The sequence below is a fragment of the Pseudomonas sp. MWU12-3103b genome (assembly GCF_023100615.1).
Lineage (GTDB): Bacteria > Pseudomonadota > Gammaproteobacteria > Pseudomonadales > Pseudomonadaceae > Aquipseudomonas > Aquipseudomonas putida_A.
On record NZ_JALMEY010000017.1, the window covers coordinates 26,214 to 50,525 of the forward strand.

A 24,312-nucleotide genomic window follows, 5' to 3' on the forward strand; every position below is an offset into this window, starting at 1 on the left:
CACCGCCAAGCCGAATTGCTGACATCCAGCCCGTCTACACTTTTGGGCCAAACAAGTCAGGGAGCACCCCATGAGCTTCGGCAAAACCACCCCGATCCTGCGGATCTTCGATGAAGCCAAGGCGTTGGAATTTTACGTCGACTTCCTCGGCTTCAAGATCGACTGGCAGCATCGTTTCGAAGCGAACTTCCCGCTGTATCTGCAGGTGTCCCGTGGCGAGTGCGTGCTGCACCTGTCCGAGCATCATGGCGATGCGACCCCGGGCTCGGCGTTGCGCATCGAGACCGATGAGCTGGAGGCGTTCCAGCAGCAACTGGTGGCCAAGGACTACAAGTTCTCGCACCCACAGATTCAGGCGATGCCGTGGGGCAGTCAGGACATGACGATTGCTGATCCGTTTGGTAATCGGTTGGTGTTTACCAACGCGATCAGTGTTTGAGCTGAGAAGAGCCCCCCACCCTAACCCTCTCCCAGAGGGAGAGGGGACTGACCGAGGTGTCTTGCGCTGTACATCGACCTGAATGATCCGCTGCGATTGTGCATTCACCGCAGCATTTTCAGGTCGGTGTGTCTCGCGAGCATCCCTCGATCGGCCCCCTCTCCCTCCGGGAGAGGGTTGGGGTGAGGGAAAAAGATTCGCGCCATACAAAAAAGCCCGCTGCCAAACCACTAAGGTTTTGCCGCGGGCTTTTTCGTTACTCGGTTGGCACTAACTGATCCAGCACCCGATTGACGGCGATTTCCGCCACCATCACCACCTGCGCGATGCCTTGCAGGGTCTTGCGGTGCGAGCCTTCCAGCAGGCCGGCGAAGTCGTTGAGCATCACGGTGGCCGAGCCAAGGGATTCGCTGGCATCGGCCAGCAACGGTTCGGTGCCGCTGGCCGGATTGGCCATGTAGAGACGATTGGGCTGGTACGGGGTGGCCATGATCGCGGGCCTCGGTGGGCCGAGGTAGTGGTCGAGAGCGCGCTCGGCGGCTTCGTGGAATTTCCTTGATTCGGGGGATTCGTAGGGGGAGGCCGCGTCGGTGGACGGCGGGTTGGGTGTAACTTTGAACATTTGCCAGATCCTCATTGAGGGCTGGCCACCGTTTCCCTACTAAAAGAAATGGAGGCAGCCGTGCGCAGGTTAGTAGACCGGGGATCTGGGAAACCGGCGCGCCCGAGGGCGCCCTGCGCACAGCCACCATAACGTTCAGGCAAAGACCTGACTGTCTGATGAGCGATACGCCCCAAAAACCTCGGGCTACTAAACCCGATCACTGGAAATCAGTGACGGACTCAAGTTACCGACGGGCTCCAGGGCGCACAAGCCGGCGGATTCTGGCTTAGCCGTAGGCAGCGGCGCAAGGATTTGTAGGCAGTAGGGCGTAACACTGAGTGTCTTTAAACACGGTACTGCAGTGGGTTTATCGGGCTGCTGAAATTGAGGAATTGTCTGCCGGATTGAGGTGAGGCGACTGGCGCCTTCGCGAGCAAGCTCGCTCCCACAGGGGGGTTATGTCGTACACAAAATCTGCATTCACTGAAGATCCACTGTGGGAGCGAGCTTGCTCGCGAAGAGGCCGGCGGCGTCACCCCCGATGCATCTGCCGAAACTCCCCGGGCGGCATCCCGCGCCGGATCTTGAACGTGCGATGAAACGACCGCGGCTCGGTAAACCCCAGATACTGCGCAATGTCTTGAATCGGCAACGTGCTGTTGAGCAAGTAATGCTCGGCCAGCTCCTGACGCAAATCATCCAGTATCTGCTGATACGACGTCCCCGCCTGATGCAACTGGCGTTGTAACGTGCGCACCGACACCGCGAGCTGCTCGGCCACCTGTTCCTTGCGCGGCAAGCCTTCCTTGAGCAACTGGCGCAGGATGCTTTTGACCCGCTGCTCCAGCGACGCATCCTCCAGCGTCGCCATCAAACCCATCGCGTGTTCTTCCAGCGTACGCAGCAACTGCGCATCGGCCTGGCGCAGCGGTAATTGCAGATACGCCAACGGCACGATCAGCGCTGAATAGGCCTGCTCGAACAGCACCGGGCAATCGAAAAAAGCTTCGTACTGGGCTTGTGTGGTGTCAGCAGGACGCGGATGTTCCAGCCACACGGCGGCGGGCGACATCTGCGTGTCGGCAATCCAGCGTGCATATTGCAGCCAGGAGCCGAGAACGTTTTCCACCAGATGCCGACGAATCCGCGGACGCTCGTAGCGGCAAGTCCAGATCAGGTGTACATGACCGTCCTGCACTTCGGCGCGGCTGACGCCCATGTCGCCCACCAGTTTTTCGAACGGCATGATCCGGCTCATGGCGTCGCCCAGAGTCGCGCAGTTCATGGTGATGTAACCGAGCACGCTCCAGGAGTTGGGCAGGACGAAGTTTGCCGCGTTGAGACCAAACAGCGGATCGCCCGAGTGCGCGCAGAAATAATCGAGCAGGCGCTCATGGGTTTCGCCCGGCAAGCGCAGGCTGTTGTCGCTCAGTTGCTGCGCCTGCAATCCGGCTGCCGCCAACGCCGGCTCGATGGCCATGCCCAGCTGCTCGGCATGGCGCACGTATTTGAGCAGCGGCGGAACCGAGGTGAAGCCGAGCGATTGCATGATCCGAATCCCTTGATCAAGGCCTGCGTGAGCGAATGAATGCCTGAAAGGTAATTTGAAACCCCGACTAAAGTAAATGGCTGGCACTTGCGCGACGTTTGACTCAATTGGCTACTCGAACTGGCCGGATGCGACCGTGACACTTTTTGGCCGCTGACTAGTATGGAGGCCTGCCACATCACTGATCAGACTGCATAAGAAGGACACACGCATGCGACGCTGGAACGGCTGGGGAGAGGCAACAACGGTGGTCGAACTGCCGGCCCAGGGCGCGAGGTTTCTCCATGAACGACTGGGGGCCGGGCAGGTGTTGCCCGATGCCACGCTGGACGCGGCATTGGCGCGGGTGCCGCTCTCACGATTAGCGGCGCACACCTTGTACAGCGTCGATGCCCATGACCGTCTGCTGCACGCCCGGGGTCAGAGCTTGCCGGACTGGCTGGCGTTGCGCGAAGGTGCGCTGGGTAACTATCCCGACGCGGTGGCGTTTCCCGAAACCGCCGGGCAGATCCGCCAGTTGCTGGCCCTCGCCCAGGAGCAGGACCTGTGCCTGATTCCCTACGGCGGTGGCACCTCGGTGGCCGGGCACATCAATCCGCCGGATTCGACGCGACCGGTGGTGACCGTGTCGCTGGCGCGGATGAATCGCCTGATCGACCTCGACGAGCAGAGCCAACTGGCGACGTTCGGCCCCGGTGCCAGTGGCCCGCAGGTGGAAAGTCAGCTGCGCGCTCGCGGCTACACGCTGGGGCATTTCCCGCAGTCGTGGGAGCTGTCGACGCTGGGCGGATGGGTCGCCAGTCGCTCCAGCGGTCAGCAGTCGTTGCGCTACGGGCGCATCGAGCAATTGTTCGCTGGCGGCACCCTGGAAACCTTTGCCGGGCCACTGGAAATTCCGACCTTTCCAGCCTCGGCGGCGGGGCCTGATCTGCGCGAAGTGGTGCTCGGTTGCGAGGGCCGTTTCGGGATCATTTCCGAGGTCAAAGTGCGGGTCAGCCCGTTGCCGGCCGATGAACGTTTTTACGGAGTGTTCCTGCCCAGTTGGAGCAAGGCGCTGCAAGCGATTCGCCAATTGGCCCAGGCGCGGGTGCCGCTGTCGATGCTGCGCCTGTCGAACGCGGTAGAGACCGAAACCCAACTGGCGCTGGCCGGGCATCCGCAGCAGATCGCCTGGCTGGAGAAGTATCTGAACCTGCGCGGTGCCGGTGAAGGCAAGTGCCTGCTGACCTTCGGCGTGACCGGCAACCGTCGGCAAAACGCGCTGTCGCTGAGCCAGGCGCGCCAGCATCTGAAAGCCTTCGGTGGCGTGTTCACCGGCACCTTGCTCGGCAAGAAGTGGGCGCAGAATCGCTTTCGTTTCCCCTACCTGCGCGAGAACCTGTGGAACGCCGGTTATGTGGTCGACACCCTGGAAACCGCCACCGACTGGAGCAACGTCGACCACCTGCTCAACCTGATCGAAAACAGCCTGCGCGATGCCTTGGCAGCGCAGGGCGAGCGGGTGCATGTGTTCACCCATCTGTCCCACGTTTACGGCGAAGGCTCGAGCATCTACACCACTTACGTGTTTCGCCCGGCGGCGGATTATCCGGCGACGCTGGCGCGCTGGCAGGCGCTCAAGCACGCGGCCAGCCAGACCATCGTCGACAACCACGGCACCATCAGCCACCAGCACGGCGTCGGCAAGGATCACGCGCCGTATCTGCCACGCGAGAAAGGCGCACTGGCGATGGACACCTTGCAGGCGCTGAGCAAGCACTTCGATCCGGCCGGGCGCCTCAACCCCGGCACGCTGTTGCAGGAGTGACGATCATGCACCCGGACTGGAACGCCGCGTGGCGCCAGCAAACCTTGCCGACATTGGCCGACGCAAGCTGGGACCTGATCGTGATGGGCGGCGGCATCAGCGGTGCTGGAATTCTGCGCGAAGCGGCACGGCGTGGCTGGCGTTGTCTGCTGCTGGAGCAACGGGATTTCGCTTGGGGCACCTCTAGCCGATCGTCGAAAATGGTTCACGGCGGTTTGCGTTACATCGCCAAGGGCCAGTGGCGCCTGACCCGCGATTCGGTGCGCGAGCGTCAGCGTCTGCTCGACGAAGCGCCGGGACTGGTGGAACCGATGAGTTTCATGATGCCGCACTATCGCGGCGGCTTTCCCGGGCCGCGTGTGCTCGATGGCTTGTTGTCGGTGTACGACGCGTTGGCGGGACGCCGCAGCCATCGTTTTCATGATGTGCAGCAACTGCGTTTTCTGGCGCCGGGGGTGAAGGAAACCCAGCTGCTCGGCGGTACCTGTTTTGTCGATGCGCTGACCGATGACGCACGGCTGGTGATGCGCGTATTGAGCGAAGCGCGGGCCGATGGCGCAGTGGTGCTCAACGGGGTGCGCGTCGAACATTTGCTGCGCGAAAACGGTCGGGTGTGTGGGGTGCAGATCGAGGACTGCGAAGCGGGTGGATCGCTGCAATTGCGTTGCGGCGTGCTGGCGGTGGCGACCGGGGCGTGGGCTGAGCGCCTGCGTTTGCCCGAGACACCACGACAGTTGCGGCCATTGCGCGGCAGCCATCTGTTGCTGCCGGGCTGGCGCTTGCCGGTGGCGCAGGCGTTGACGTTTCTGCATGCGCGCGACCGTCGGCCGGTGTTCGTTTTTCCATGGGAAGGGGCGACGGTGGTTGGCACCACTGACCTCGATCATCGCGAGAATCTGGACCAGAGCGCGAGCATCAGCGCCGAAGAACTCGACTATCTGCTGGCGGCTTGCACGCAACAATTTCCGGGTGCCGAAGTGACGGCGAGCGATGTGCTGTCGACCTGGTCCGGCGTACGTCCGGTGGTGGGCAGCGCGGCGGGTGAGCAGCAAGGCAAACCGTCGAATGAAACCCGTGAACATGTGCTGTGGCAGGAGCCGGGGTGCGTCACGTTGGCTGGCGGCAAACTGACGACGTTTCGCCCGCAAGCCATCGAAGTGCTCAAGGCCTGTGCCGACATGCTCGGTCGCTCTTTCGAAGATGATGGCGCCGCCGTTTTTGCCGCCGTAGCGCCACTGCCGATCCCCGGACTCAGCCCGCAACAGTGGCGACGTCTGGCCGGACGCCACGGTCGCGACCTGCCGCGACTGGCGCAGTTGATCGCCGAGTTGGGTCACGAAACGATCGGCAACACCGACACCTTGTGGGCAGAGTTGGCCTTTGCCTGCGAAGCGGAAATGGTGCTGCACCTTGATGATCTGTTGCTGCGCCGCACCCGTCTGGGCCTGTTGCTGGCGCGCGGTGGTGAAGAATATTTCGCTGCCATCCGCCAACTCTGCCAGCCAAGACTGGGCTGGGACGATGCACACTGGCAGCAAGAGTTGCAGCGTTACCGGGCGTTGTGGCAACGCCATCACGGTCTGCCGGATGCCACGCCTTGATGCCCCTTGAAGAGAGCGCCATGGATAACCACTCGAACAAGCGCTACCTGCTGGCGATCGACAACGGCACCCAGAGCGTGCGCGCATTGCTTTTCGATTTGCAGGGCAATCTGCTCGGTAAAGGCAAGGTCGAGTTGCAGGCCTACTACTCGACGCAACCGGGCTGGGCCGAGCAGGACCCGGAATATTATTGGGCGAAACTCGGCGAGGCTTGCCAGCAGGTATGGGCGCAAACCGGGATTGATCGCTCGCAGATTGCCGGGGTGTCGCTGACCACCCAGCGTGGCACGGTGATCAACGTCGATGCTCAGGGCAAGCCGCTGCGCCCGGCCATTCTGTGGCTCGATCAGCGCCAGAGCGAAGTCGAGGGCGGGATCAAGGGGCCCTGGGGCTGGCTATTCAAGCTGGTCGGCGCGCAGGCCACCGTGGATTATTTTCGCGCTCAGGCCGAGGCCAACTGGATCGCCCGACATCAACCGGAAATCTGGGCGGCGACCGACAAGTTTTTGCTGCTCTCGGGGTTTCTCACCCATCGCCTGTGTGGGCGCTTTGTCGACTCTGTCGGATGTTGCGTCGGCTATCTGCCGTTCGACTTCAAACGCCTGAAGTGGGCCGCGCCCAGTGACTGGAAATGGCAGGCGCTGGCGGTGCGTCCCGAGCAATTGCCGACCTTGCACAAACCCGGCGAAACCCTCGGCTACATCAGCGCCGAAGCCAGCCACCACACCGGGATTCCCGAGGGGCTGCCGCTGATTGCCGCGGGCGCTGACAAGGCCTGCGAAGTGGTCGGTTCCGGCGTGGTTGATGCGAGTACGGTGTGCCTGTCTTACGGCACTACGGCGACGATCACCAGCACCCGTTCGCGCTATCTGGAAATCGTCCCGTTGATCCCGCCGTACCCCTCGGCGGTGCCGGATCAGTACAACTGCGAGGTGATGATTTATCGCGGTTACTGGATGGTCAGCTGGTTCAAGAACGAGTTCGGCCTGCGCGAGATGCAGCAGGCGCAAGAGCAGGGCATTGAACCTGAGCAACTGTTCGATGCGCTGGTGAACGCGGTGCCGCCGGGGTCGATGGGGCTGATGCTGCAACCGTACTGGTCGCCAGGGATTCGTGAGCCGGGCGTCGAAGCCAAGGGCGCGATGATCGGCTTCGGCGATGTGCACACCCGCGCGCACATTTACCGGGCGATTCTCGAAGGGTTGGCGTATGCGTTGCGCCAGGGCCTGGAGAACATCGAGAGGCGTTCGAAGGTGTCGGTCAAGCGTCTGCGGGTGGCCGGTGGCGGTTCGCAGAGTGATGCGGCGATGCAGCTGACGGCGAATATTTTCGGCCTGCCGGCGGAGCGCCCGCATGTGTACGAAGCGTCCGGGTTGGGCGCGGCGATCTGTTGTGCGGTGGGGTTGGGCTTGTATGCGGATTTCCCCACGGCGATCGCTGCGATGACGCGAGTGGGCACGGTGTTCACGCCGCAGCCCGAGGCGCAGCAGGTCTATGAGCGTTTGTACAACGAGGTGTACCTGCGCATGTATCGCCAGCTCAAGCCGCTGTACCAGAGCATCCGCAAAATCACCGGTTACCCCGCCTGAAAAAACACCACCAATCCCCTGTAGGAGCGGGCTTGCTCGCGAAGGCGGTGTGTCAGCTTGCACATGAGGTGACGGGTAGGCCGCCTTCGCGAGCAAGCCCGCTCCCACAGGGGAACAGTGGTGTTCTCGCTATTGTGCACATGGCGCTATCGGAGACTTTTTCTGGTGAGATCGGACAGTGTCAGCGCCCGGGGCGGTTGTTAGGCTCAACCCCCACGGCACCTCCAATAAGAATTAAAAGCAATGAAGCTGACATTTCTCCTGTTGCTGCTTTGTGCAATGGCCCCAACGGCGTGGGGCTGGTCGAACCACGCGGTGGGCAGCTATCTGGCGTTGCAGGCACTGCCGGCGCTGCGCGATGCGCCGCCGGTCGAGGTCGAGCCGCTGGAGCGTTTTCTCGCCGAGCAATATCCGGCGGTGGTCGCGCTGCTGGAGCAACAGGAAAGCTTCGCCCGTGAACACTTCACCCAGTACCCGCCGCGCCCTGACAACCTGAAGCTGCCCGCGGTGCCGGGCGACAATCTGCGCCACGATTTTCTCACGGCGTTACGGCTCAATCCGCGCATTCATCTGGCGATGGTCATTCAGCCGCTACCGGGCCAAGACCTGCCCGAACGCGAACATCTGCCGGCCGATCAGGTGATGGTCGAGCAGACGCTTTCGCCATGGAATCGTCAGCGTTTCATTCGCGTGGCGGACGGCGAAAAAGTTGCGCCGCTGGCGGTGCTGGCAAGCGCCGCCGACGAGCCGGATTACGGTCACGATATCAACCTGTTCAGCGATAACCCCGGCGAGGTCGGCGCGCTGTATGGCTTCGGCCCGCAGCCGTTTGGCGATGCGCGTTTTCAGTACAGCTCGCAGGCACCGTTCCACATGGGCTTCTTCCATGAAAGCGCGGTGGTGTATGCCGCTGCCGGATTTCTTCAGCGCAGTTGGCCGGATTGGCGCGCTTATCAGTACTTGGGCTTGGCGCGTTTGGCGTTTGCCAGTGGCCATTCTTACTGGGGCTACCGGTTCCTCGGATGGGGCGTGCACCACGTGCAGGACCTGACCCAGCCGTATCACGCCAAGCCGCTGCCCGGGGTCGAGCTGCCGAGTCTGTTGTTGCTGGAAGGCAAGGCGCTGGCCGGTTTTGCCGATGAAAAAAAAGCCTCGATCGAACGCGTCGCCACCCGCCATATGGAAATCGAAAAGTATCAATCGACCTGGCTGCGCCGCGTGCTGCGCGCCGGTCAGGCGCATCCGATGCTCGCGGCCTACGCCGATGTCGCTCAAGACCAACAGTATCCGCCGTACTCGGTGGACTACTTGCGCGACGTGGTCAGCGCCGAGTCGGTCGAGGGCTCGGCAGCGTTCGATGAAGCCATCGGTCAATGGCTGGATACGGTGCCGGTGACCAGTGATTTCAGTAGCGGCAATCAGTTGCAGCGCGAGACATTCGAGCATCCGGCACTCAATCAGCAGCTGTTCAAGCTGCTCGGGCATTTCGGCGCGCACAGCCGGATTTATGTCAGCGCCGGACTGGCGCCCCCGCCCTAGCGGTATTGCACCCCACAACAATAAAACCAGGGAAAGAGGAACAGATCATGAAAGCTCGATTTCGCCTGTCTGGCGTAGCGCTCCCCGGCGTCGGTCTGGCAGGGCTGCTGCAACTGTGCGCAGTCGATGGCGTGCAGGCCAAGGAGTTCAGCGTGCTGGACAATCAGGTCACCGGCTCGATCGACACGACCCTGTCCTATGGCCGCTTGTGGCGGGTGCAGGGGCGCGACAAGAACAACGATGACGTCAACACCAACGACGGCAATCGCAACTTCGACACCGGGCTGGTTTCCGAGGTGTACAAAATCACTTCGGAGCTGGAGGCCAACTACCAGAACTACGGGATGTTCCTGCGCGGCACGGCGTTCTACGACACCCAGTTGATGGACAAGCGCAACGATTACTACCGCAACAACAACCCGGCGCAGCCGAGTCAGAGCTACCCGCAGGACGACCGCTTCACCAGCCAGACCCGCGACATCGCCGGCAGCCGGATCGAGATGCTCGACGCCTATGTCTACGGCAACTGGGACGTGGCGCAGATGCCGGTCACCGCGCGGGTCGGGCGTCAGGTGTTCAACTGGGGCGAGGGGATTTTCTATCGCGGCGGGATCAACACCACCAACCCGGTGGACGCCGCCAAGTACCGCTTGCCGGGCGCCGAAGTCAAGGAAGTGCTGATGCCGGTGGAGGCGGTGAGCTTCAACATCGGCCTGACCGATTCGCTGACCCTGGAGAGCTTCTACCAGACCAACTGGAAGGAAACCCGCATCGACCCGGTCGGGACTTTCTACTCGCAGACCGACCTGTTCGCCGATGGCGGCAACACCGGTTACAACAACTTCAGCGGCACTGCGCTCGATACCCCGGTGCCGGGTTTTGGCAACGTCATCGGCCTGTACAGCGCACTGGGCAACAACCCGTTGCTCGGCCCGGCGCTGAAAAGCACCGGCCTGTACGCCAACGGTGTGACGCCGGCCTACGGCAACACGCTGAAAGTGGCGTCGATCGGCAAGGACTACAACGCGCGCAACGATGGTCAGTTTGGCTTTGCGTTTCGCTACATCGCCGAGGAGCTCAACAGCACCGAGTTCGGCCTGTATCTGGTCAACTACCACGCCAAGGAGCCGACCATCGCCGCTGACCTCGGTGGCTACAAAGGCATCGACATGAATGCCCTGACCAACATGCTCTCCAGCGTCGCTGGCAGTCAGGCCGGGGCGCTGGCCAACGGTCTGGCGACAGCCGACGTGATGGGCAATATTCAGGCGCATCGGCGCTATGCCGAAGACATCCGCATGTACGGTTTCAGCTTCAATACCACTTTGGGCCAGGCCTCGGTGTTCGGCGAGATTGCCTACCGGCCGAACCTGCCGATCGGCATCGCCGCGACTAACGACTTGATCGGCGATCTGGCCAACGGTGCCGCTGTGGCGGTGACCGGCAAGGCGATCAACGTCGGCGGGCAGATGGTCACCCTCGACAGCCAGATCAATAACGCCGAGCGCGTGGAAGCGTTCAACACCTCGCTGGGCAGCATCTACAACTTCGGCCCGACGCTGTCGTTCGACTCGATGTTCGGCATCTTCGAACTGGCCTCCGAACACCTGCGCGGCAGCAGTCTGCAATACACCGCCTACGACGGCAGCACGCGTTATTACGCCGGTACCGGCAACACCTCTTATGTCTCCGGCGGTGATCGTGATGATCAGGTCAACCGCAACTCCTACAGCTACACGGTGATGTTCAACGGCACCTGGAACGACGTGTACGCCGGGGTCAACGTCTCGCCTTACGTCGTCTACAAGGACGACTTCAAGGGCAACAGCTATCAAGCCGGCAACACCATCGACGGGCGTAAGGCCTACACCCTGGGGATCAAGGCCAACTACCAGAACAAGCTCGAAGCCGAGGTGCAGTACACCAATTTCTGGGGCGGCGGGCAGAACAACGGGATTCGCGACCGCGACAACGTCGGGTTCAACCTCAAGTATTTCTTGTGAGTACCAAACACAATTTTTGCGGCAGCTCATCCCCTGTGGGAGCGAGCTTGCTCGCGAAGAGGCCGGCATATTCAACACAGATGTCGCCTGACAAACCGCTTTCGCGAGCAAGCTCGCTCCCACAGGTTTTTGTACTTCGGAGAAGATCATGTTCCACACTTCAAGACTGACCAAGATCTCGCTGGCACTCGTTCTCGGCCTTGTCACCGGCAGCACGCTGGCCGCCATCACCCCGCAACAAGCCGAACAACTGAAAACCACCCTCACGCCCCTGGGTGCCGAGCGTGCCGGCAACGCCGCCGGCACCATTCCGGCCTGGACCGGCGGCATCACCCAGGCGCCCGCCGGCTACAAACCGGGCCAACATCACCCGGATCCATATGCGGCGGACAAGCCGTTGTTCACCATTACCAAGGCCAATCTCGACCAGTACAAGGCCCACCTCAGCCCCGGTCAGATTGCGCTGTTCAACAGCTACCCGGACACGTTCCAGATGCCGGTCTACCCGTCGCGTCGCTCGGGTTCGGCGCCGCAGTGGCTGTATGACAACACCCTGAAGAACGCGACCTCGGCCAAGCTGCTGGAAGGCGGCAGCGGATTCGCCGATGCCTACGGCGGCGTACCGTTTCCGGTGCCCAAGGACGGCATCGAAGTGCTGTGGAACCACATCACCCGTTATCGCGGAATCTACGTGGTACGTCGCGCGTCCGAAGCCCCGGTGCAGCGCAACGGCAGCTTTGCGCTGGTGACTTCGCAGCAGGAAGCGCTGTTCAACTTCTACCGTCCGGGCGGGCAGTACGCCGACCTGAAAAACATCCTGTTCTACTACCTCGCCTTCGTGAAAAGTCCGGCGCGGCTGGCCGGCGGTGCGGCGCTGGTGCACGAGATGCTCGATCAGCTCAAGGACCCGCGCCAGGCCTGGGTCTACGACGCCGGCCAACGCCGTGTGCGCCGCGCGCCGAACCTGGCATATGACACGCCGATCGCCTCATCCGATGGCCTGCGCACGGCGGACGATACCGACCTGTTCAACGGCTCGCCGGACCGCTACGACTGGAAGCTCAAGGGCAAGCAGGAAATCTACATTCCCTACAACAACTACAAGGTCGGCAGCCCGGACGTGAAGTACGCCCAACTGCTGACCCCCGGCCACCTCAACCCGCAATTCACCCGCTACGAGCTGCACCGCGTGTGGGTGGTCGAAGGCAACCTCAAGCCGGGCGCGCGGCATATCTATTCCAAGCGCGTGCTGTTTCTCGACGAGGACAGCTGGGGCGCGGCGCTGGTCGATCAATACGATGGGCGAGGGGAGCTGTGGCGGGTGTCGATGGCCTACCTGAAAAACTTCTACGACCTGCCGACCACCTGGAGCGCACTGGACGTGTTCCACGACCTGCAGGCCCGCCGTTACTACGTGCAGAACCTCGACAATGAAGAAGCCTCCACCGTGGACTTCTCGCAACCGGTGCCGGAAGACGCGTATTTCATGCCCTCGGCGTTACGCCAGCGCGGGACACGCTAGAGTCAGGCAACACGCGCACCGGCCTGCTGATCCAACGCAACCCCTGTAGGAGCGAGCCTGCTCGCGAATCGGTCTTTCGTTCAGCGCAGAGGTGAAGGTCAGACGCGGAAATGGCTGACCATCTGCTGCAGTGAGAATGGCCGTTCGGAAGATTGCCCGGTGTGAGCCAGAACGGATGTGCTAGCATGCAATCAATGATTTCATTGATTGCAGGAGGCGTCATGGCCAGCATCACCATTCGAAACCTTGACGAAAAGCTCAAGGAACAGTTGCGTATCACCGCTGCACACAACGGACACTCCATGGAAGAAGAGGCGCGCCTGATTCTCGGTCGAGCCTTGGCCACAGTTGATCGTGCCGGCGGACTTGGAAGCCGGATACGCAGCAGGTTCAGTGCAAACGGCGGAGTTGAACTTGAATTGCCGGAGCGCTCAGAGAAAGCCACCGGGGTGGATTTTTCTGAATGATAGTGCTCGATACCAACGTGCTTTCAGAGTTTATGCGTATCGAACCTGAAACCAGGGTGCTGGCCTGGGTTGATGCGCAGCCCGCCATGGATCTGGCCATCAGTGCGATAACGGTGGCTGAGATACTCCACGGCATCGCCCGACTTCCCTCAGGCAAGCGCAAACAGAATCTTCAAGCCCATGCGATGGCAATGTTCGAAGAGGATTTCGCCGGACGCATTTTGCCGTTCGATGCGCATGCCGCTGTCGAGTACGCGGCACTCGTCGCAGATTGCGAAGCAAAGGGACGGGCGGTGTCGATGGCTGATGCTCAGATAGCCGCAATTTGCCGGGCTCATGGCGCGGCAATCGCCACCCGTAACGTGAAGGACTTTCGGTTCTCGGGAGTGGAAGTGATGAATCCGTGGGAGGTGTGAGCGGTGGGGCAGTGAGTATGGGCTGACTGGACTGACGCCATCGCGAGCAGGCTCGCTCCTACAGGGGATTGGCGTTGTTCACATGATCTGTGTTCAACGCATTACCTGTGGGAGCGAGCCTACTCGCGAATCGATCTTCCGTTCAACGCAGAGGTGAGATCAGACGCGGAAGTGGCTCACCATCTGCTGCAACTGACCACCCAGGCGTGCCAGTTCAACGCTGGACGCGGCGGTTTCATCACTGGCCGCGGCGGTCTGTTCCGACACGTCGCGCACGTTGATGATGCTGCGGCTGATTTCTTCGGCCACGGCGCTTTGCTGCTCGGCCGCGGCGGCGATCTGCTGGTTCATCGACTGGATGTTCGACACCGTGCGGGTGATGTTTTCCAGGGAGTCGCCAGCCTTGCGGGTCAGGGCCACGCTGCTGTCGGTCAGGGCGCGGCTGTTGTTCATCACTGCGGCCACTTGCTGGGTGCCGTTCTGCAGACCGGCGACCAGACCTTCGATTTCTTCGGTGGATTTCTGCGTGCGCTGGGCCAGACCACGGACTTCGTCGGCGACCACGGCAAAACCACGCCCGGCTTCACCAGCACGCGCCGCTTCGATCGCGGCGTTGAGCGCGAGCAGGTTGGTCTGTTCGGCCACGGCCTTGATCACGTCCATGACGCTGCCGATCTTGTCGCTTTCCTGTTGCAGCACGCTCATGGCTTCAGTGGAACGCACCACTTCGCTGGCCAGGCGCTCGATCTGCGCGATGGCTTCGTTGACCACCTTGTCGCCTTCACGGGCTTCGCCATCAGCGGCGGCAGCGGCTTGCGAGGCTTCTTCGGCGTTGCGCGCGACTTCCTGCACGGTGGCGGTCATCTCGTGCATGGCGGTGGCCACCTGGTCGGTCTCGACCTTCTGGCTGTTGACACCGGCGCTGGTCTGCTCGGTCACGGCCGAGAGTTCTTCGGCGGCGCTGGCGATCTGGGTGACGCCGTCGCGGATGCCGCTGATCAGGTCGCGCAGGGTCACGCCCATGCGCGCGATGCCTTGTTGCAGCACGCCGAGTTCGTCGCGGCGGGTGACGGTGACGTTCTGGGTCAGGTCACCGCTGGCGATGCGCTCGACCACGGCCAGGGTTTCCTGCAGCGGACGGGTGATCTGACGGGTGATGATCACCGCGGCAATCACACCGACCAACAGCGCCAGCAGGGTGCTGATCAGCTGGAAGGTACGGGCCTGGGCGCTTTCGATGTCACGGCGGTCGAGCTGGATCTGGTACAGCTGCTCGCTGGTGTTGACGATCGCGGTGCCCTGATCGGTCATCTCCTTACGCGCCTGCACCGCTTCGCTGTTGGCGTTCTTGTACGCCTGCAACGCGCTGCGGTAGTTGCTCAGGGCGGTTTCCAGCTGACGCAGGGCGTCTTGCTGGGTGGCGGCGAAATGCACGTTCAGTTGCTTGAGGCTGGCGATCGCCGCGTCCAGTTGGCCGACGGCTTTCTGCTCGGTTTCGGCGTTGGTGGTGGCGGTGTAGCCGCGCACTTCATAGCGCGCCAGGATGAACGCTTCCTTGGCTTCGGTGATGGCCTGGAACTGCTCGAAGCGTTGCTCGCTCATGTCCATTTGCTGCACGCGCTTGCTGATCGTTTCGATCAGGTTGTAAGCGGTGTCGGCGTTGGTGCCCATCACGTCGCGGGCGCTGTTGCCGGTGCGGTAGGCGTTGCGCATCTTGTTCAGCGAGGTCTGGTATTCGGCGATAGTCGCTGCCTGCTCTTTCAGCAGTTTGACGTTTTCCGGGCTCTTGAACTTGTTGATCAGCGCCTGTTGTTGCGCGGCGAAGCTTTCGAGGGTGGTTTGTACATTCTGCGCGGCGGTTTCGTCGCCGTTGGTCAGCATGTATTGCAGGCGCACCACGCGCAGCTTGGTCAGACCGGCATTGAGCTGGGTGATGTCGCTCATCCAGTTGCTGCGGTCAATCAGGCCGCCGAGGCTGGTCCAGCCCGTCAGGGCCAGCACGCAGGTCAGGGCCAGGACCAGGCCGAAGCCCAGGCCCAATTTCATGTTCACGCTGATGTTGCCGAACCAGCTATTCATCACAATTCCTCCAGGAACGTAGAGCTACTTGATCGTCGGTCAGGCTGGAAGATTGTTGTTTTTTTGAGCCAGCAAGGGTGTTAGCAGGTCTGTATCGGCCGCAAACACGAGAGCTGAAAGGTTTTTGTCCTACGGAATTTGTAACAAGGGCGCTTCAAGACTTTTTTCACATGCGTTTCACTCGCCACTTACGCCCGCTTCTCTACCCTCGCCGCATCGAATTGACTGTGATGGATGCCGACGAGGCGGCCCGATGTGGAATTGAGACTGAGTCTGTTCGGCGTCAAACGCTCGATTTCCCTGAGCGGACTGGCCCGCTATCGCAATACCTGGGTGGTGCTCGGCGCGTCGCTGCTGGTGATTCCGCTGACACTGGGGCTGCTCGCCCCGGCGGCGGTGCCGGACCTGGCCCATGGCAATGTGTCCGGCGACCGCGCACTGGCGGCCGGGTGGGCCAAGGGCGACATGATCGTGCTGGTGCGTCACGTCGAGCGCTGCGATCACTCGCCGGCGCCGTGCCTGAGTGGCGACGACGGCATCACCGACCGCTCGCGCAGTGTTGCGGTCGGTGTCGGTGCACAGTTTGAGCATCTGGGCCTGAATAACGCCGACATCTACAACAGCCCGATGCTGCGCACGGTGCAGACCGCCGGTTACATGTTCAACCGCGCGGCCAGCGGCGAAGATTGGCTAATCAGCTGCAAGGGCCACATCCTGCAGGAAGCGCTGGCGCACAAGCTCCCGGGGCGCAACCTGATCCTGGTGACTCACAGCGAATGCATGGCGGAGTTGGAGAAGGACTTGAATTCACCGGTTTCTGACCCTGGCTACGGCTCCTCACTGTTTGTGTCTGCCGCAAACAAAGCGGACCCTCGGGTGCTTGGCTTCATCGAAGCCTCCGACTGGCACTCGGTGAGCACCCGATGAACTGACGTTTGCCAAGCTTCAGCGCAAACAAAACCCGCCAGTGACGGCGGGTTTTTTATTGTCTGGTGCGAAGGACGTCAGTAGCCGACGAAGTAATACGCCTGACGCCCGACCATCATGGTCTTGAGCACTTTGAGTGGTGCGGCGGGTTCGCTGTCTGCCGAGATCACCGCGACGTTCGAGGGGGAAGCGCTGAGGAAGTCGTGCATTTGCGCGTCAGTATCCAGCCCCTTGAGCACGCTTTGGGTGTAGAACACGCTGGCGCCGCCGACCCGTTCATTGGCCTGGAACAGTGCGACCTGCTGACCGTTGGCCTGCAAGCTCTGAATGTGTTCGGTCAACGGCAGGAACGACAACTCCTTGTCGGCGTTGGGCAGTGCCCACTGCGCGGCGCCGAGGTAGCTGGCGATCACCACCGTGAGCAATCCTGCGGCAATCGCCTGACGATGGCGGGCGACTTTTCCGATAAAGCGGTCTGCGTTTTCACGCGCCTGCAAGCGCTCGAACAACACGCGTGCGTACTCAGCGGCGATCACCGCCGCCGCCGGGGTCATCGACATCAGGTACACCGTGCGTTTGCTGGAAGCGAGGGTCAGCATGATGAACTGCGCGACGATCCACAGGCTGAAAAACAACAGGTAACGGTTGGCCTTCAGTTCTTTGCGGAAATGCCACAGTCCCAGGTACACCAGAATGTTCCACGGCAGGAACGCTTCCGGCAGTTTGGCCAGATAGTAATAGAACGGCTCGTAATGCCCGGCCTCGACGAACGAGCCGCTGAAGCGACCGACGCTGTTGGTCAGCAGCACTTCAGCGACAGCGTGCGAACCACCGCGCTGATAGAGCACGACGAGCCAGATCAGCAACGGAATCAGACCTACAAGCGTGAGCAGGCCGGGACGCAGCCAGGCGCCGACCTTCAGGCGTCTGTCGATCAGGTTGTCGGCCAGCAGGTAGGCGAAAATCACTACCCCAGGCATCGCCAGGCCGAGCACGCCCTTGCTCAAAGTGGCGATAGCGATCCCAACGATAAACAGCAGCGAGTTAGCCGCATTCGGTGCGCGTTGTGCCTGAAAGAACGCCAGCAGCGCCGTGGTCACGCCGAGCGCCAGCAGCGCATCTTCGCCGACCCCGCGCACGTTGCTCCAGTAGCTGGCCATGGTTGCCAGCAGAATCCCCGCCGTCCACGCGACCGCTTTTGGCCGGCCGAAGCGGCGCAGCATGCCGTACAGCAGCATCACGCTGAGCAACCCGGCCACCGCCGACGCCAGCCGCACCGCCCACGGCGAAACCCCGAACACGCGTATGGCGCCGGCGTCCAGCCACAGGCTCAGCGGTGGTTTTTCCAGAAACGGTTCGCCGAACAGGCGCGGTGTCACCCAGTCATCGTCCAGATGCATCTCCATGGCGATCCCAGCGACCCGGGCCTCGGTGGAGCCTTGCAACTGGTGGTTACCCAAAGCGAAAAAAAACAGCAGGGCGGCGAGTAGAAACAGCGAAGTGGCGGCACGCGGCATGGGTTTCAGGCAACCGGAAAGGGCAGGAGCCTTGAGCATACTTCGCCAATGCTTAACAAATTGTGAAACTCACGCCAGTTGACGCGACCAACGCTTTTCCGGCGTTTCAAACAGCGGATTGACCAGCGCCGTCAGCACATGGTCCTGCCAGCGCCCGGCGATGTTGAGGTAGGCCTTGGCGTAGCCCTCGCGCTCGAAACCCAGACGCTCCAACAACCGCGCGCTGCGCTCGTTGCCGGGCATGTAGTTGGCCATGATCCGGTGCAGGTTCTGCGTGTCGAACATGTAGCCGATGCCGGCCTCCAGACCTTCCCGCATCAGGCCCTGACCCTGATGCGCGTGATCAATGTGATAACCCAGATAACACGCCTGAAACGCGCCGCGAATGATCCCGCTGAAATTGCACGCGCCGATCATCTGTTGGCCATCCGGCGTCAGCAGGGCGAAATGCATCGCCAGCCCGGCCTCGAAAGCACTGGCCTGAACTTCAAGGCGTCGACGAATGTGTTCGGTAGAAAAGTATTCGGTGGTGCGAATCGGCGACCACGGCGCGAGGTGGCGCTGGTTGCGTGCATAGAAGTCACTTTCCAGCTCGGCCTGTTCCGGAGCGAGGATGGCGAGCGTCAGGCGTTGGCAGGGCAGGCTCAGCAGTGACATCGGCGGCTCCGGTTGGCAGGGTCGAGGGACAGGATTGCCTAGGAGATGGAAAAAAACAAACCGCGCGCATCGCTCCGGCACCAAACGCCAGGCAAAAAAAAGCCCGCGGGAGAGCGCGGGCGAACCGTAGTTTCTTGAATGAGCGAGCGGACTGTACCGTGTTGATCGAACGGGGGCAGTGAAGAAAAATTCATCTCGGTGGCGGCGGCTCTGCAACGCTTCAGGGCAGATGATCCGCGGCGAAATCGGCTTCCGAACGCGCCGTCAGCCGGCCCTTGCGGCAGGCCTGCTGAAAGCGTTCGAAGTCGCGCTCGTTCTGCGCGGTGTAACTGCGGGCGTATTTGAACAAAGCGTCGGCCAAGGCATCGCCCTTGCCGATGTAACCACTGATCAGCGCAGCGTTGCCTGAGGCTTTGGCGTGCGCCCGTGCCAATGCGCGGCCACAGACCCGGGCATAGGCGGCGAAGGTGTCGGCGTCGAAGTTTTCCAGTTCGGCGGAGATCTTCATGTCGCGCAACTGCCGCACATAGAAATGCCGACCGTTGGGACCGGTGGTCCAGCCGAGAAACAGATCGCTGGCCGACTGCATCAAGCGCTGCCCTTCGACCACCCGCTGACCTTCATGACGCGTGCGGGACTTGGCCTTCACATAGTCGGCGAGTACCGAGCGCCGCGCCTCCTTGAACTGCAGGAACAACGGAAACTCCTGATCGTCGGTCAGCAGCGCCACCAAACAGCGGGTGCCGACACTGCCCACGCCGACCACTTTGAACGCCAGATCCTGCACGTGAAACCGCGAGAGCAATTCCCGCCGGTCAGCCTGCAGCGTGGTGCGATAGTCACGCATGAACGTATCGAACAACGGCCGCCAGTCCGCCAGCCGCAACCAGTCATCATCGGCGTCGAGCAGCGTGGTGTTCTTGTGCAGGTGGAAAATCTCCGGCAAATCGTCACGAATGACCAGCCGCCCATTCGCGTCGCGCTCGCTGATCTTCGGCAGCAACTCGGCGTGGGTGCGCCGTTCGGCTTTATCGACGGCGCGCTGCACGTGCTCCAGGGCACTCTTGCGCGCCTGATCGAGCAAATCTTCGTACTTGATCGATTCGTACCAGGTTTCCAGCGCACTCTGCTCGGCGCACTCCAGCATCGTCGCCTGATAGGCGCCGACCATCTGCCGACACACGTCTTCCTCAACCGACTCGCCATGGCGCAAATCCCGCGCCGCCACCACGAAACTCGCAGCCAGCCGCTTCACGTCCCATTCCCAAGGCCCGGGATGCGCCTCGTCGAAATCATTGACGCTGAACAGCAGATTGCGCTCCGGCGTGGCAAACCCGCCGAAATTCATCAAATGCGCATCCCCACAGATCGGCCCGACCAGCCCCATGTTCTCGGTGCTCGACAGATCACGTGCCTGCACCAGCGCATTGCCACGGAAGAACGTGAAGGGCGACACCAGCATTCGTCCGTAACGCAGTTCCACCAGCGAGGCGACGCGGCCCTGACTGGAGGCCTTGATCAGCGGGATCGGATCGCGGTTCATCTTTCCGGTGGTGGCGTGGGCGCTGCGCGAGCATTTCTTGCGGGCGTCCTTGCCTTGCTTCATGCGGGTTTGGAGGGTGGTCATGGGGGCTCGTCGTGGCAGTGGGGGCGGTGTGAGTGTAGAAGTGGTTCAGGGGTTTATCTGCCGGCGACACTGAGCGATGTCACTTCTGAACTCCGTCACTTTGTCCTCGTGCCAGATCCAGCATCGTTATTAACCAGCTTCAGAGACAAATCGTACTTGGCCACTTCATTACGCCGGGCGGCGTTGCGCATGAGGTAGACCTGAACCGTGTACTCGCCATCGCCGGGCAGTGGACCGAGAAAGTGATTGCCCATGATCGAGCCGTTGAACAGCGCGTAATCCGCACCCTTGGCGAGGATGTTGAAGTAAGCGGAGGTGTTGGACGGTTTGAAGTCGACGGTCAGTATCTGGCCGGCCTTGGCGTTGAATGTGTACTGCGCGGTCTGGTCCCCCTTGATCGACTGTTTGCGCTGGATGCTGTCGGCACTGGTTGTGAACGCGATCGGCTCGACGCGCACGGTGGGGGCGTCGGCCGCATGGACGGACAAGGAAATCAGCGCGGCCAGCGCTACGGCAATCCAGCTTTTCATCTTCAACTCCATTGCATCTCGATGTTCGCAGCATAGAGCCTGCTTCGAGCGACCGCCCAGAGATTGCGCGGATTAAATGTTGCTGGATTTGAGCACAAGCCAGAGATGATGTTCGCTGACACGAATCAGCTGTTCACATAATTCTCACCTGAGTTTTGCGATGATGGGCGCCGGTATTCCATCGGCCCCAGCGAGTGATCCCAGCATGAATGTGAGCGTTCTCCACGCATTGATTGCGGCGGCGCTGTTTGGCGCCAGTACGCCTCTCGCCAAACTGTTGGGGGTACAGGTTTCGCCGATTCTGCTGGCCGGGTTGCTCTATCTCGGTAGCGGTCTGGGCTTGACCGCCCTGCGTTTTGTCCGCGATCGTGGCTGGAAGCCCTCCGGGCTCGGCACCGGTGAATGGCCATGGCTGCTCGGCGCCATCGGCTTCGGCGGAGTGCTGGCGCCGGTGGCGCTGATGTTCGGTCTGACCCGAACGTCCGGCGCGAGCGCGTCACTGATGCTCAACCTCGAATCAGTGCTCACGGCGCTGCTGGCGTGGGTGGTGTTCAAGGAAAATGCCGACCGACGAATCGTGATCGGCATGCTCGCCATCGTCGCCGGCGGTGTCGTGCTGTCCTGGCCGCAAGAGACCGTCTCGGCGCAAGACTGGACCGGCCCGTTGGCCGTCGCTTTCGCCTGCTTCTGCTGGGCCATCGACAACAACTTGACCCGTAAAGTCTCGGCCTCGGACGCACTGTTCATCGCCGGCAGCAAAGGCCTCGTGGCCGGTTTGGTCAACTGCACACTCGCCCTGTTCATCGGCACCCAACTACCCGCCGCCACCTCGCTGGTGCCGATCATGCTGGTCGGCTTTCTCGGCTACGGCGTCAGCCTGGTAATGTTCGTCCTCGCCCTGCGCGGCCTCGGCAGCGCACGCACCGGCGCCTACTTTTCCACCGCGCCGTTTCTCGGCGCAGGCATCTCGATTCTGCTGCTCGGCGAGTCGATATCGCTGATGTTTCTGCTCGCAGCGGCGTTAATGGCCGTGGGGGTATGGATTCATCTGATGGAAAACCATGTTCATGAGCATCAGCACGAACCGCTTGAGCATGATCATCGGCATACACACGATGAGCATCATCAACATACGCATGGGTTTGAGTGGGATGGGGTGGAGCCGCATAGCCATCCGCATGTGCACACGCCGATGCGGCACAGTCATGCGCATTTTCCGGATGTGCATCATCGGCATGGGCATTGATTGAAACTCTGAAGTCTGTTGATTGATGTCATTGTGATATCGTCTCTGTCGATTTCTTCAGTCTTTCATTCGAGTCATTCCATGAAACCAATTTTCCTGCTGTTGCCCATTGCGGCCCTTTTTTCTGCTTTCAGCGTTGCCGCTGCACCTTCGCCGGTGGCGTCGTTTGCCGCTTGTGACGATCACTCCCTGGCAGTCGTGCAATCACCTTTGTTCAAGAATCTGGTGCCGAGCACTGTCGAAAATGGCCAGATCAAATTGTCCGGCGGCACCAAGAGCGATATGGGGCAGCGCTGGATGTTCGCCAAGCCGGTCGAAATTGACGGCATGTCGTTGACCGGCTTCTACGCCGAAGATACAGACCTGATGGGCACTCGCATCATCAGTTGGGGGTTCTACGCCAAACAGACGCCGAATGAACTCCACACCCAGTTGGAAAAAGCGGGTGGGCCGCGTATGGACATGTCGCAGGGACTCTACGCACGCGCGGAAATCTGGTCCCACGACAAATCCAACTGGCAGCCGGAAGACCCATCCGCAACGGCGGGCAAGCTGGTTGTCGACAGTGCCGAGCGCGTGTTCCTGATCGAGCCTGCTCCGCAAGAGCTGACGACTGGCAGCAAGGGGATGTTTACCTGCTCGATTCAAGGCAAGGTCAATGAGGCAATGCTCAAATCCAGCCGCCCGGATCTGCTCAGCGCGGTTCATTGATTTTGATGAATGCGGGTACGAAAAAGGACGACATCGTGTCGTCCTTTTTTGTGAGTAGGCAGAGCATTGCCAGGGTTATCGAGTTTGATCGCCTGCAGGCTGTGGGTTTGTGTGCCCGGTTTGGCTGATGTGCAAATGCGACAAAGCCCGCACAAGGCGGGCTTTGTCGTCGAGAGTTGGTGGAGCCGGGGGGATTTGAACCCCCGTCCGCCAGTGCTCCGCTGTCGGTACTACATGCGTAGCCGTGTCTATTAAGTTAACCCTCAGCGACCCGACGGGCAGGGTGCTTTGGGCGAGTTGTGTAAGTTTTAGCCGCTTCGTCCACAACGTACTGCACGGCGATTCTGTTCTATATGACAATCATTTCGGGTTTACAGACATCCCCTGATGATTGCTGGGCCCGAAGGCACCAGGAGTGCATGTCAGCTGCAATTAAGCAGCGAGAGCAGCACCGTATTGGTCGTCATTGGCAACTATAAGAAGTTGCAACAGTGGATTTACGACTTCTGTTACCAAGTCGGCATGCACCTAAAGTTTCGTCACCGGCGTCGAATCCTAATCGGCCCCGAACTCATTGCCTCGTACATCAGGTGAGGCAACAAGCCTGCGCAGTGTACGCCAAACGGCCGGCGAGGCCAACCCGAAGGTTGGCCTCGTGGCATATCAATTGCGCGTTGGATTGCGGATTTGCATTTTGGTTATCAAGGAAGAGGTGACCTCAACGCAATCCTTGTCATTGCCGGCCGCCTGCGCGTCTTCAGCTTTTTTCTGCGCTTCCTTGACGTTGTTCATGGACGTCTCGGGAATTGACGGCTGACTGGTAACGAAGTCTTTGATGGTTTGAAGATTCCCGGCACAAAGGTCTTTGTCTGCCGCAAACACCGGCGACGTCAGCAGGGCACCAGCGATGAACAATCCAGCAATTGCAGAATGCTTCATGGGTATCTCCTTGAACGGTTGGTCTCGGTGCTGCCGGACGGTCTGGCGGCGATGCCGAGGTCGTAACAGGCCGTGTTTGGTAGTGGGCCTGTTCAATCGACCGCGGCCGCACGCAGGAATTCGGTTTTTTTTACATCGTGGCCCGTCAACCCGAACCGCGCTGCATCACGCCACCTGAAGACTGGTCGTCCCGAGGTTTATTTCTTGGTATCCCCCGTCGAGTTCTGGATTACCAGAAGGGTTTGCTGGGTTTCCGCCAGGCAGTCGTCGATCCTGCCCTGAGCCTTAAGGGCCTGGGCTTTGCTGACGCTTGCCGAGACGCGCGAATTCAGATCCGGCGACGTCTGATATTGCGTCTTGGCGCTTTCGATCTTTTGCAGATTCGCCTCGCACAAGTCGGCAGGTTTGCCATCGGCGAACGAAGTAGAAGCCATCATCGAGGCAGTAACGAACAGACCAAACAGTACAGAATGCTTCATGAGTATCTCCTTGCACTGAGGAATCCAGACTCTCGCTGACTGTCAGAGCAGGCCTGCGAAAGGA

Annotated in this window: 21 protein-coding genes and 1 other RNA gene; 12 read left to right on the forward strand and 10 right to left on the reverse strand. The window is 61.0% G+C overall.

What is annotated here, in order from left to right:
- The first annotated feature begins 70 nt into the window (after positions 1 to 70).
- Positions 71 to 439, forward strand: a complete 369-nt coding sequence (locus M0808_RS23040; RefSeq protein WP_007962133.1) for a glyoxalase superfamily protein — start codon at positions 71 to 73, stop codon at positions 437 to 439.
- A 256-nt stretch (positions 440 to 695) separates the two neighbouring features.
- Here the strand turns inward: M0808_RS23040 and M0808_RS23045 are convergent, their stop codons facing one another.
- Both M0808_RS23045 and M0808_RS23050 read right to left on the reverse strand, forming a co-directional pair.
- Positions 696 to 1,061: a hypothetical protein gene (locus M0808_RS23045; RefSeq protein ID WP_247842529.1), complete on the reverse strand. Its 366-nt coding sequence runs from the start codon at positions 1,059 to 1,061 to the stop codon at positions 696 to 698.
- A 514-nt stretch (positions 1,062 to 1,575) separates the two neighbouring features.
- Entirely contained in the window at positions 1,576 to 2,592 is a 1,017-nt protein-coding gene (locus tag M0808_RS23050) for an AraC family transcriptional regulator (RefSeq protein WP_247842530.1), read from the reverse strand.
- 211 nt (positions 2,593 to 2,803) lie between these two features.
- On the opposite strand from M0808_RS23050, the gene M0808_RS23055 reads away from it, so the two are divergent.
- The 8 genes from M0808_RS23055 (at position 2,804) to M0808_RS23090 (ending at position 13,536) form a co-directional block, all read left to right on the forward strand.
- Positions 2,804 to 4,399 (forward strand): FAD-binding oxidoreductase, encoded by a 1,596-nt coding sequence (locus tag M0808_RS23055; protein WP_247842531.1) that lies wholly within the window; start codon positions 2,804 to 2,806, stop codon positions 4,397 to 4,399.
- A 5-nt stretch (positions 4,400 to 4,404) separates the two neighbouring features.
- On the forward strand, positions 4,405 to 6,000 hold the full coding sequence (locus M0808_RS23060; protein ID WP_247842532.1) for a glycerol-3-phosphate dehydrogenase/oxidase: 1,596 nt from the start codon (positions 4,405 to 4,407) through the stop codon (positions 5,998 to 6,000).
- Positions 6,001 to 6,020: 20 nt separating this feature from the next.
- On the forward strand, positions 6,021 to 7,589 hold the full coding sequence (locus M0808_RS23065) for an FGGY-family carbohydrate kinase (protein ID WP_247842533.1): 1,569 nt from the start codon (positions 6,021 to 6,023) through the stop codon (positions 7,587 to 7,589).
- 243 nt (positions 7,590 to 7,832) lie between these two features.
- Positions 7,833 to 9,128: a phospholipase gene (locus tag M0808_RS23070; RefSeq protein ID WP_247842534.1), complete on the forward strand. Its 1,296-nt coding sequence runs from the start codon at positions 7,833 to 7,835 to the stop codon at positions 9,126 to 9,128.
- Between the two features lie 47 nt (positions 9,129 to 9,175).
- On the forward strand, positions 9,176 to 11,131 hold the full coding sequence (locus tag M0808_RS23075; RefSeq protein WP_247842535.1) for a DUF1302 domain-containing protein: 1,956 nt from the start codon (positions 9,176 to 9,178) through the stop codon (positions 11,129 to 11,131).
- 148 nt (positions 11,132 to 11,279) lie between these two features.
- On the forward strand, positions 11,280 to 12,653 hold the full coding sequence (locus tag M0808_RS23080; RefSeq protein WP_247842536.1) for a DUF1329 domain-containing protein: 1,374 nt from the start codon (positions 11,280 to 11,282) through the stop codon (positions 12,651 to 12,653).
- A 221-nt stretch (positions 12,654 to 12,874) separates the two neighbouring features.
- Entirely contained in the window at positions 12,875 to 13,120 is a 246-nt protein-coding gene (locus M0808_RS23085) for a plasmid stabilization protein (protein ID WP_098967122.1), read from the forward strand.
- The gene (locus M0808_RS23090) at positions 13,117 to 13,536 is read left to right on the forward strand and encodes a type II toxin-antitoxin system VapC family toxin (RefSeq protein ID WP_098967124.1); all 420 of its coding nucleotides are present in this window, start codon (positions 13,117 to 13,119) and stop codon (positions 13,534 to 13,536) included. Before M0808_RS23085 ends, M0808_RS23090 begins: the two co-directional genes overlap by 4 nt.
- A 159-nt stretch (positions 13,537 to 13,695) precedes the next feature.
- Here M0808_RS23090 and M0808_RS23095 read toward each other — a convergent pair whose 3' ends face one another.
- Positions 13,696 to 15,615 (reverse strand): methyl-accepting chemotaxis protein, encoded by a 1,920-nt coding sequence (locus M0808_RS23095; protein ID WP_247842537.1) that lies wholly within the window; start codon positions 15,613 to 15,615, stop codon positions 13,696 to 13,698.
- 255 nt (positions 15,616 to 15,870) lie between these two features.
- On the opposite strand from M0808_RS23095, the gene M0808_RS23100 reads away from it, so the two are divergent.
- Complete coding sequence (locus tag M0808_RS23100; protein WP_247842538.1) at positions 15,871 to 16,542, forward strand: histidine phosphatase family protein; 672 nt, start codon at positions 15,871 to 15,873, stop codon at positions 16,540 to 16,542.
- A 77-nt stretch (positions 16,543 to 16,619) separates the two neighbouring features.
- Here the strand turns inward: M0808_RS23100 and M0808_RS23105 are convergent, their stop codons facing one another.
- The 4 genes from M0808_RS23105 to M0808_RS23120 all read right to left on the reverse strand — a co-directional run bounded on the left by M0808_RS23105 (position 16,620) and on the right by M0808_RS23120 (position 20,873).
- Entirely contained in the window at positions 16,620 to 18,098 is a 1,479-nt protein-coding gene (locus M0808_RS23105) for a glycosyltransferase family 39 protein (protein ID WP_247842539.1), read from the reverse strand.
- 30 nt (positions 18,099 to 18,128) lie between these two features.
- The gene (gene rimJ, locus M0808_RS23110; RefSeq protein ID WP_247842540.1) at positions 18,129 to 18,716 is read right to left on the reverse strand and encodes a ribosomal protein S5-alanine N-acetyltransferase; all 588 of its coding nucleotides are present in this window, start codon (positions 18,714 to 18,716) and stop codon (positions 18,129 to 18,131) included.
- 220 nt (positions 18,717 to 18,936) lie between these two features.
- Positions 18,937 to 20,343 carry a DUF2252 domain-containing protein gene (locus M0808_RS23115; protein ID WP_225137476.1) on the reverse strand — a complete coding sequence of 469 codons (1,407 nt, stop codon included), beginning with the start codon at positions 20,341 to 20,343 and terminating at the stop codon, positions 18,937 to 18,939.
- 95 nt (positions 20,344 to 20,438) lie between these two features.
- Positions 20,439 to 20,873 carry a hypothetical protein gene (locus tag M0808_RS23120; RefSeq protein ID WP_098967134.1) on the reverse strand — a complete coding sequence of 145 codons (435 nt, stop codon included), beginning with the start codon at positions 20,871 to 20,873 and terminating at the stop codon, positions 20,439 to 20,441.
- 205 nt (positions 20,874 to 21,078) lie between these two features.
- Here M0808_RS23120 and M0808_RS23125 point away from each other — a divergent pair, with 205 nt between their 5' ends.
- Together M0808_RS23125 and M0808_RS23130 are read left to right on the forward strand one after the other, a co-directional pair.
- Entirely contained in the window at positions 21,079 to 22,119 is a 1,041-nt protein-coding gene (locus M0808_RS23125; protein ID WP_247842541.1) for a DMT family transporter, read from the forward strand.
- An 18-nt stretch (positions 22,120 to 22,137) separates the two neighbouring features.
- Positions 22,138 to 22,830 (forward strand): hypothetical protein, encoded by a 693-nt coding sequence (locus M0808_RS23130; RefSeq protein WP_247842542.1) that lies wholly within the window; start codon positions 22,138 to 22,140, stop codon positions 22,828 to 22,830.
- A 177-nt stretch (positions 22,831 to 23,007) separates the two neighbouring features.
- On the opposite strand, the gene ssrA is transcribed toward M0808_RS23130, so the two are convergent.
- From ssrA to M0808_RS23145, 3 genes are all read right to left on the reverse strand, one after another.
- Positions 23,008 to 23,397: a transfer-messenger RNA gene (ssrA, locus tag M0808_RS23135) on the reverse strand.
- A gap of 96 nt (positions 23,398 to 23,493) precedes the next feature.
- Positions 23,494 to 23,769 carry a hypothetical protein gene (locus tag M0808_RS23140; RefSeq protein ID WP_027610765.1) on the reverse strand — a complete coding sequence of 92 codons (276 nt, stop codon included), beginning with the start codon at positions 23,767 to 23,769 and terminating at the stop codon, positions 23,494 to 23,496.
- Positions 23,770 to 23,966: 197 nt separating this feature from the next.
- Positions 23,967 to 24,248 carry a hypothetical protein gene (locus M0808_RS23145; protein ID WP_027610766.1) on the reverse strand — a complete coding sequence of 94 codons (282 nt, stop codon included), beginning with the start codon at positions 24,246 to 24,248 and terminating at the stop codon, positions 23,967 to 23,969.
- Positions 24,249 to 24,312 lie beyond the last annotated feature (64 nt).

Coding starts and splice junctions, on each gene's coding strand:
- M0808_RS23040 (WP_007962133.1), top strand. CDS start 71: ATGAGCTTCGGCAAAACCACCCCGATCCTGCGGATCTTCGATGAAGCC.
- M0808_RS23060 (WP_247842532.1), top strand. CDS start 4,405: ATGCACCCGGACTGGAACGCCGCGTGGCGCCAGCAAACCTTGCCGACA.
- rimJ (WP_247842540.1), bottom strand. CDS start 18,716: ATGTCACTGCTGAGCCTGCCCTGCCAACGCCTGACGCTCGCCATCCTC.
- M0808_RS23070 (WP_247842534.1), top strand. CDS start 7,833: ATGAAGCTGACATTTCTCCTGTTGCTGCTTTGTGCAATGGCCCCAACG.
- M0808_RS23125 (WP_247842541.1), top strand. CDS start 21,079: ATGAATGTGAGCGTTCTCCACGCATTGATTGCGGCGGCGCTGTTTGGC.
- M0808_RS23140 (WP_027610765.1), bottom strand. CDS start 23,769: ATGAAGCATTCTGCAATTGCTGGATTGTTCATCGCTGGTGCCCTGCTG.
- M0808_RS23045 (WP_247842529.1), bottom strand. CDS start 1,061: ATGTTCAAAGTTACACCCAACCCGCCGTCCACCGACGCGGCCTCCCCC.
- M0808_RS23050 (WP_247842530.1), bottom strand. CDS start 2,592: ATGCAATCGCTCGGCTTCACCTCGGTTCCGCCGCTGCTCAAATACGTG.
- M0808_RS23080 (WP_247842536.1), top strand. CDS start 11,280: ATGTTCCACACTTCAAGACTGACCAAGATCTCGCTGGCACTCGTTCTC.
- M0808_RS23055 (WP_247842531.1), top strand. CDS start 2,804: ATGCGACGCTGGAACGGCTGGGGAGAGGCAACAACGGTGGTCGAACTG.
- M0808_RS23120 (WP_098967134.1), bottom strand. CDS start 20,873: ATGAAAAGCTGGATTGCCGTAGCGCTGGCCGCGCTGATTTCCTTGTCC.
- M0808_RS23105 (WP_247842539.1), bottom strand. CDS start 18,098: ATGCTCAAGGCTCCTGCCCTTTCCGGTTGCCTGAAACCCATGCCGCGT.
- M0808_RS23145 (WP_027610766.1), bottom strand. CDS start 24,248: ATGAAGCATTCTGTACTGTTTGGTCTGTTCGTTACTGCCTCGATGATG.
- M0808_RS23095 (WP_247842537.1), bottom strand. CDS start 15,615: ATGAATAGCTGGTTCGGCAACATCAGCGTGAACATGAAATTGGGCCTG.
- M0808_RS23085 (WP_098967122.1), top strand. CDS start 12,875: ATGGCCAGCATCACCATTCGAAACCTTGACGAAAAGCTCAAGGAACAG.
- M0808_RS23065 (WP_247842533.1), top strand. CDS start 6,021: ATGGATAACCACTCGAACAAGCGCTACCTGCTGGCGATCGACAACGGC.
- M0808_RS23115 (WP_225137476.1), bottom strand. CDS start 20,343: ATGACCACCCTCCAAACCCGCATGAAGCAAGGCAAGGACGCCCGCAAG.
- M0808_RS23075 (WP_247842535.1), top strand. CDS start 9,176: ATGAAAGCTCGATTTCGCCTGTCTGGCGTAGCGCTCCCCGGCGTCGGT.
- M0808_RS23090 (WP_098967124.1), top strand. CDS start 13,117: ATGATAGTGCTCGATACCAACGTGCTTTCAGAGTTTATGCGTATCGAA.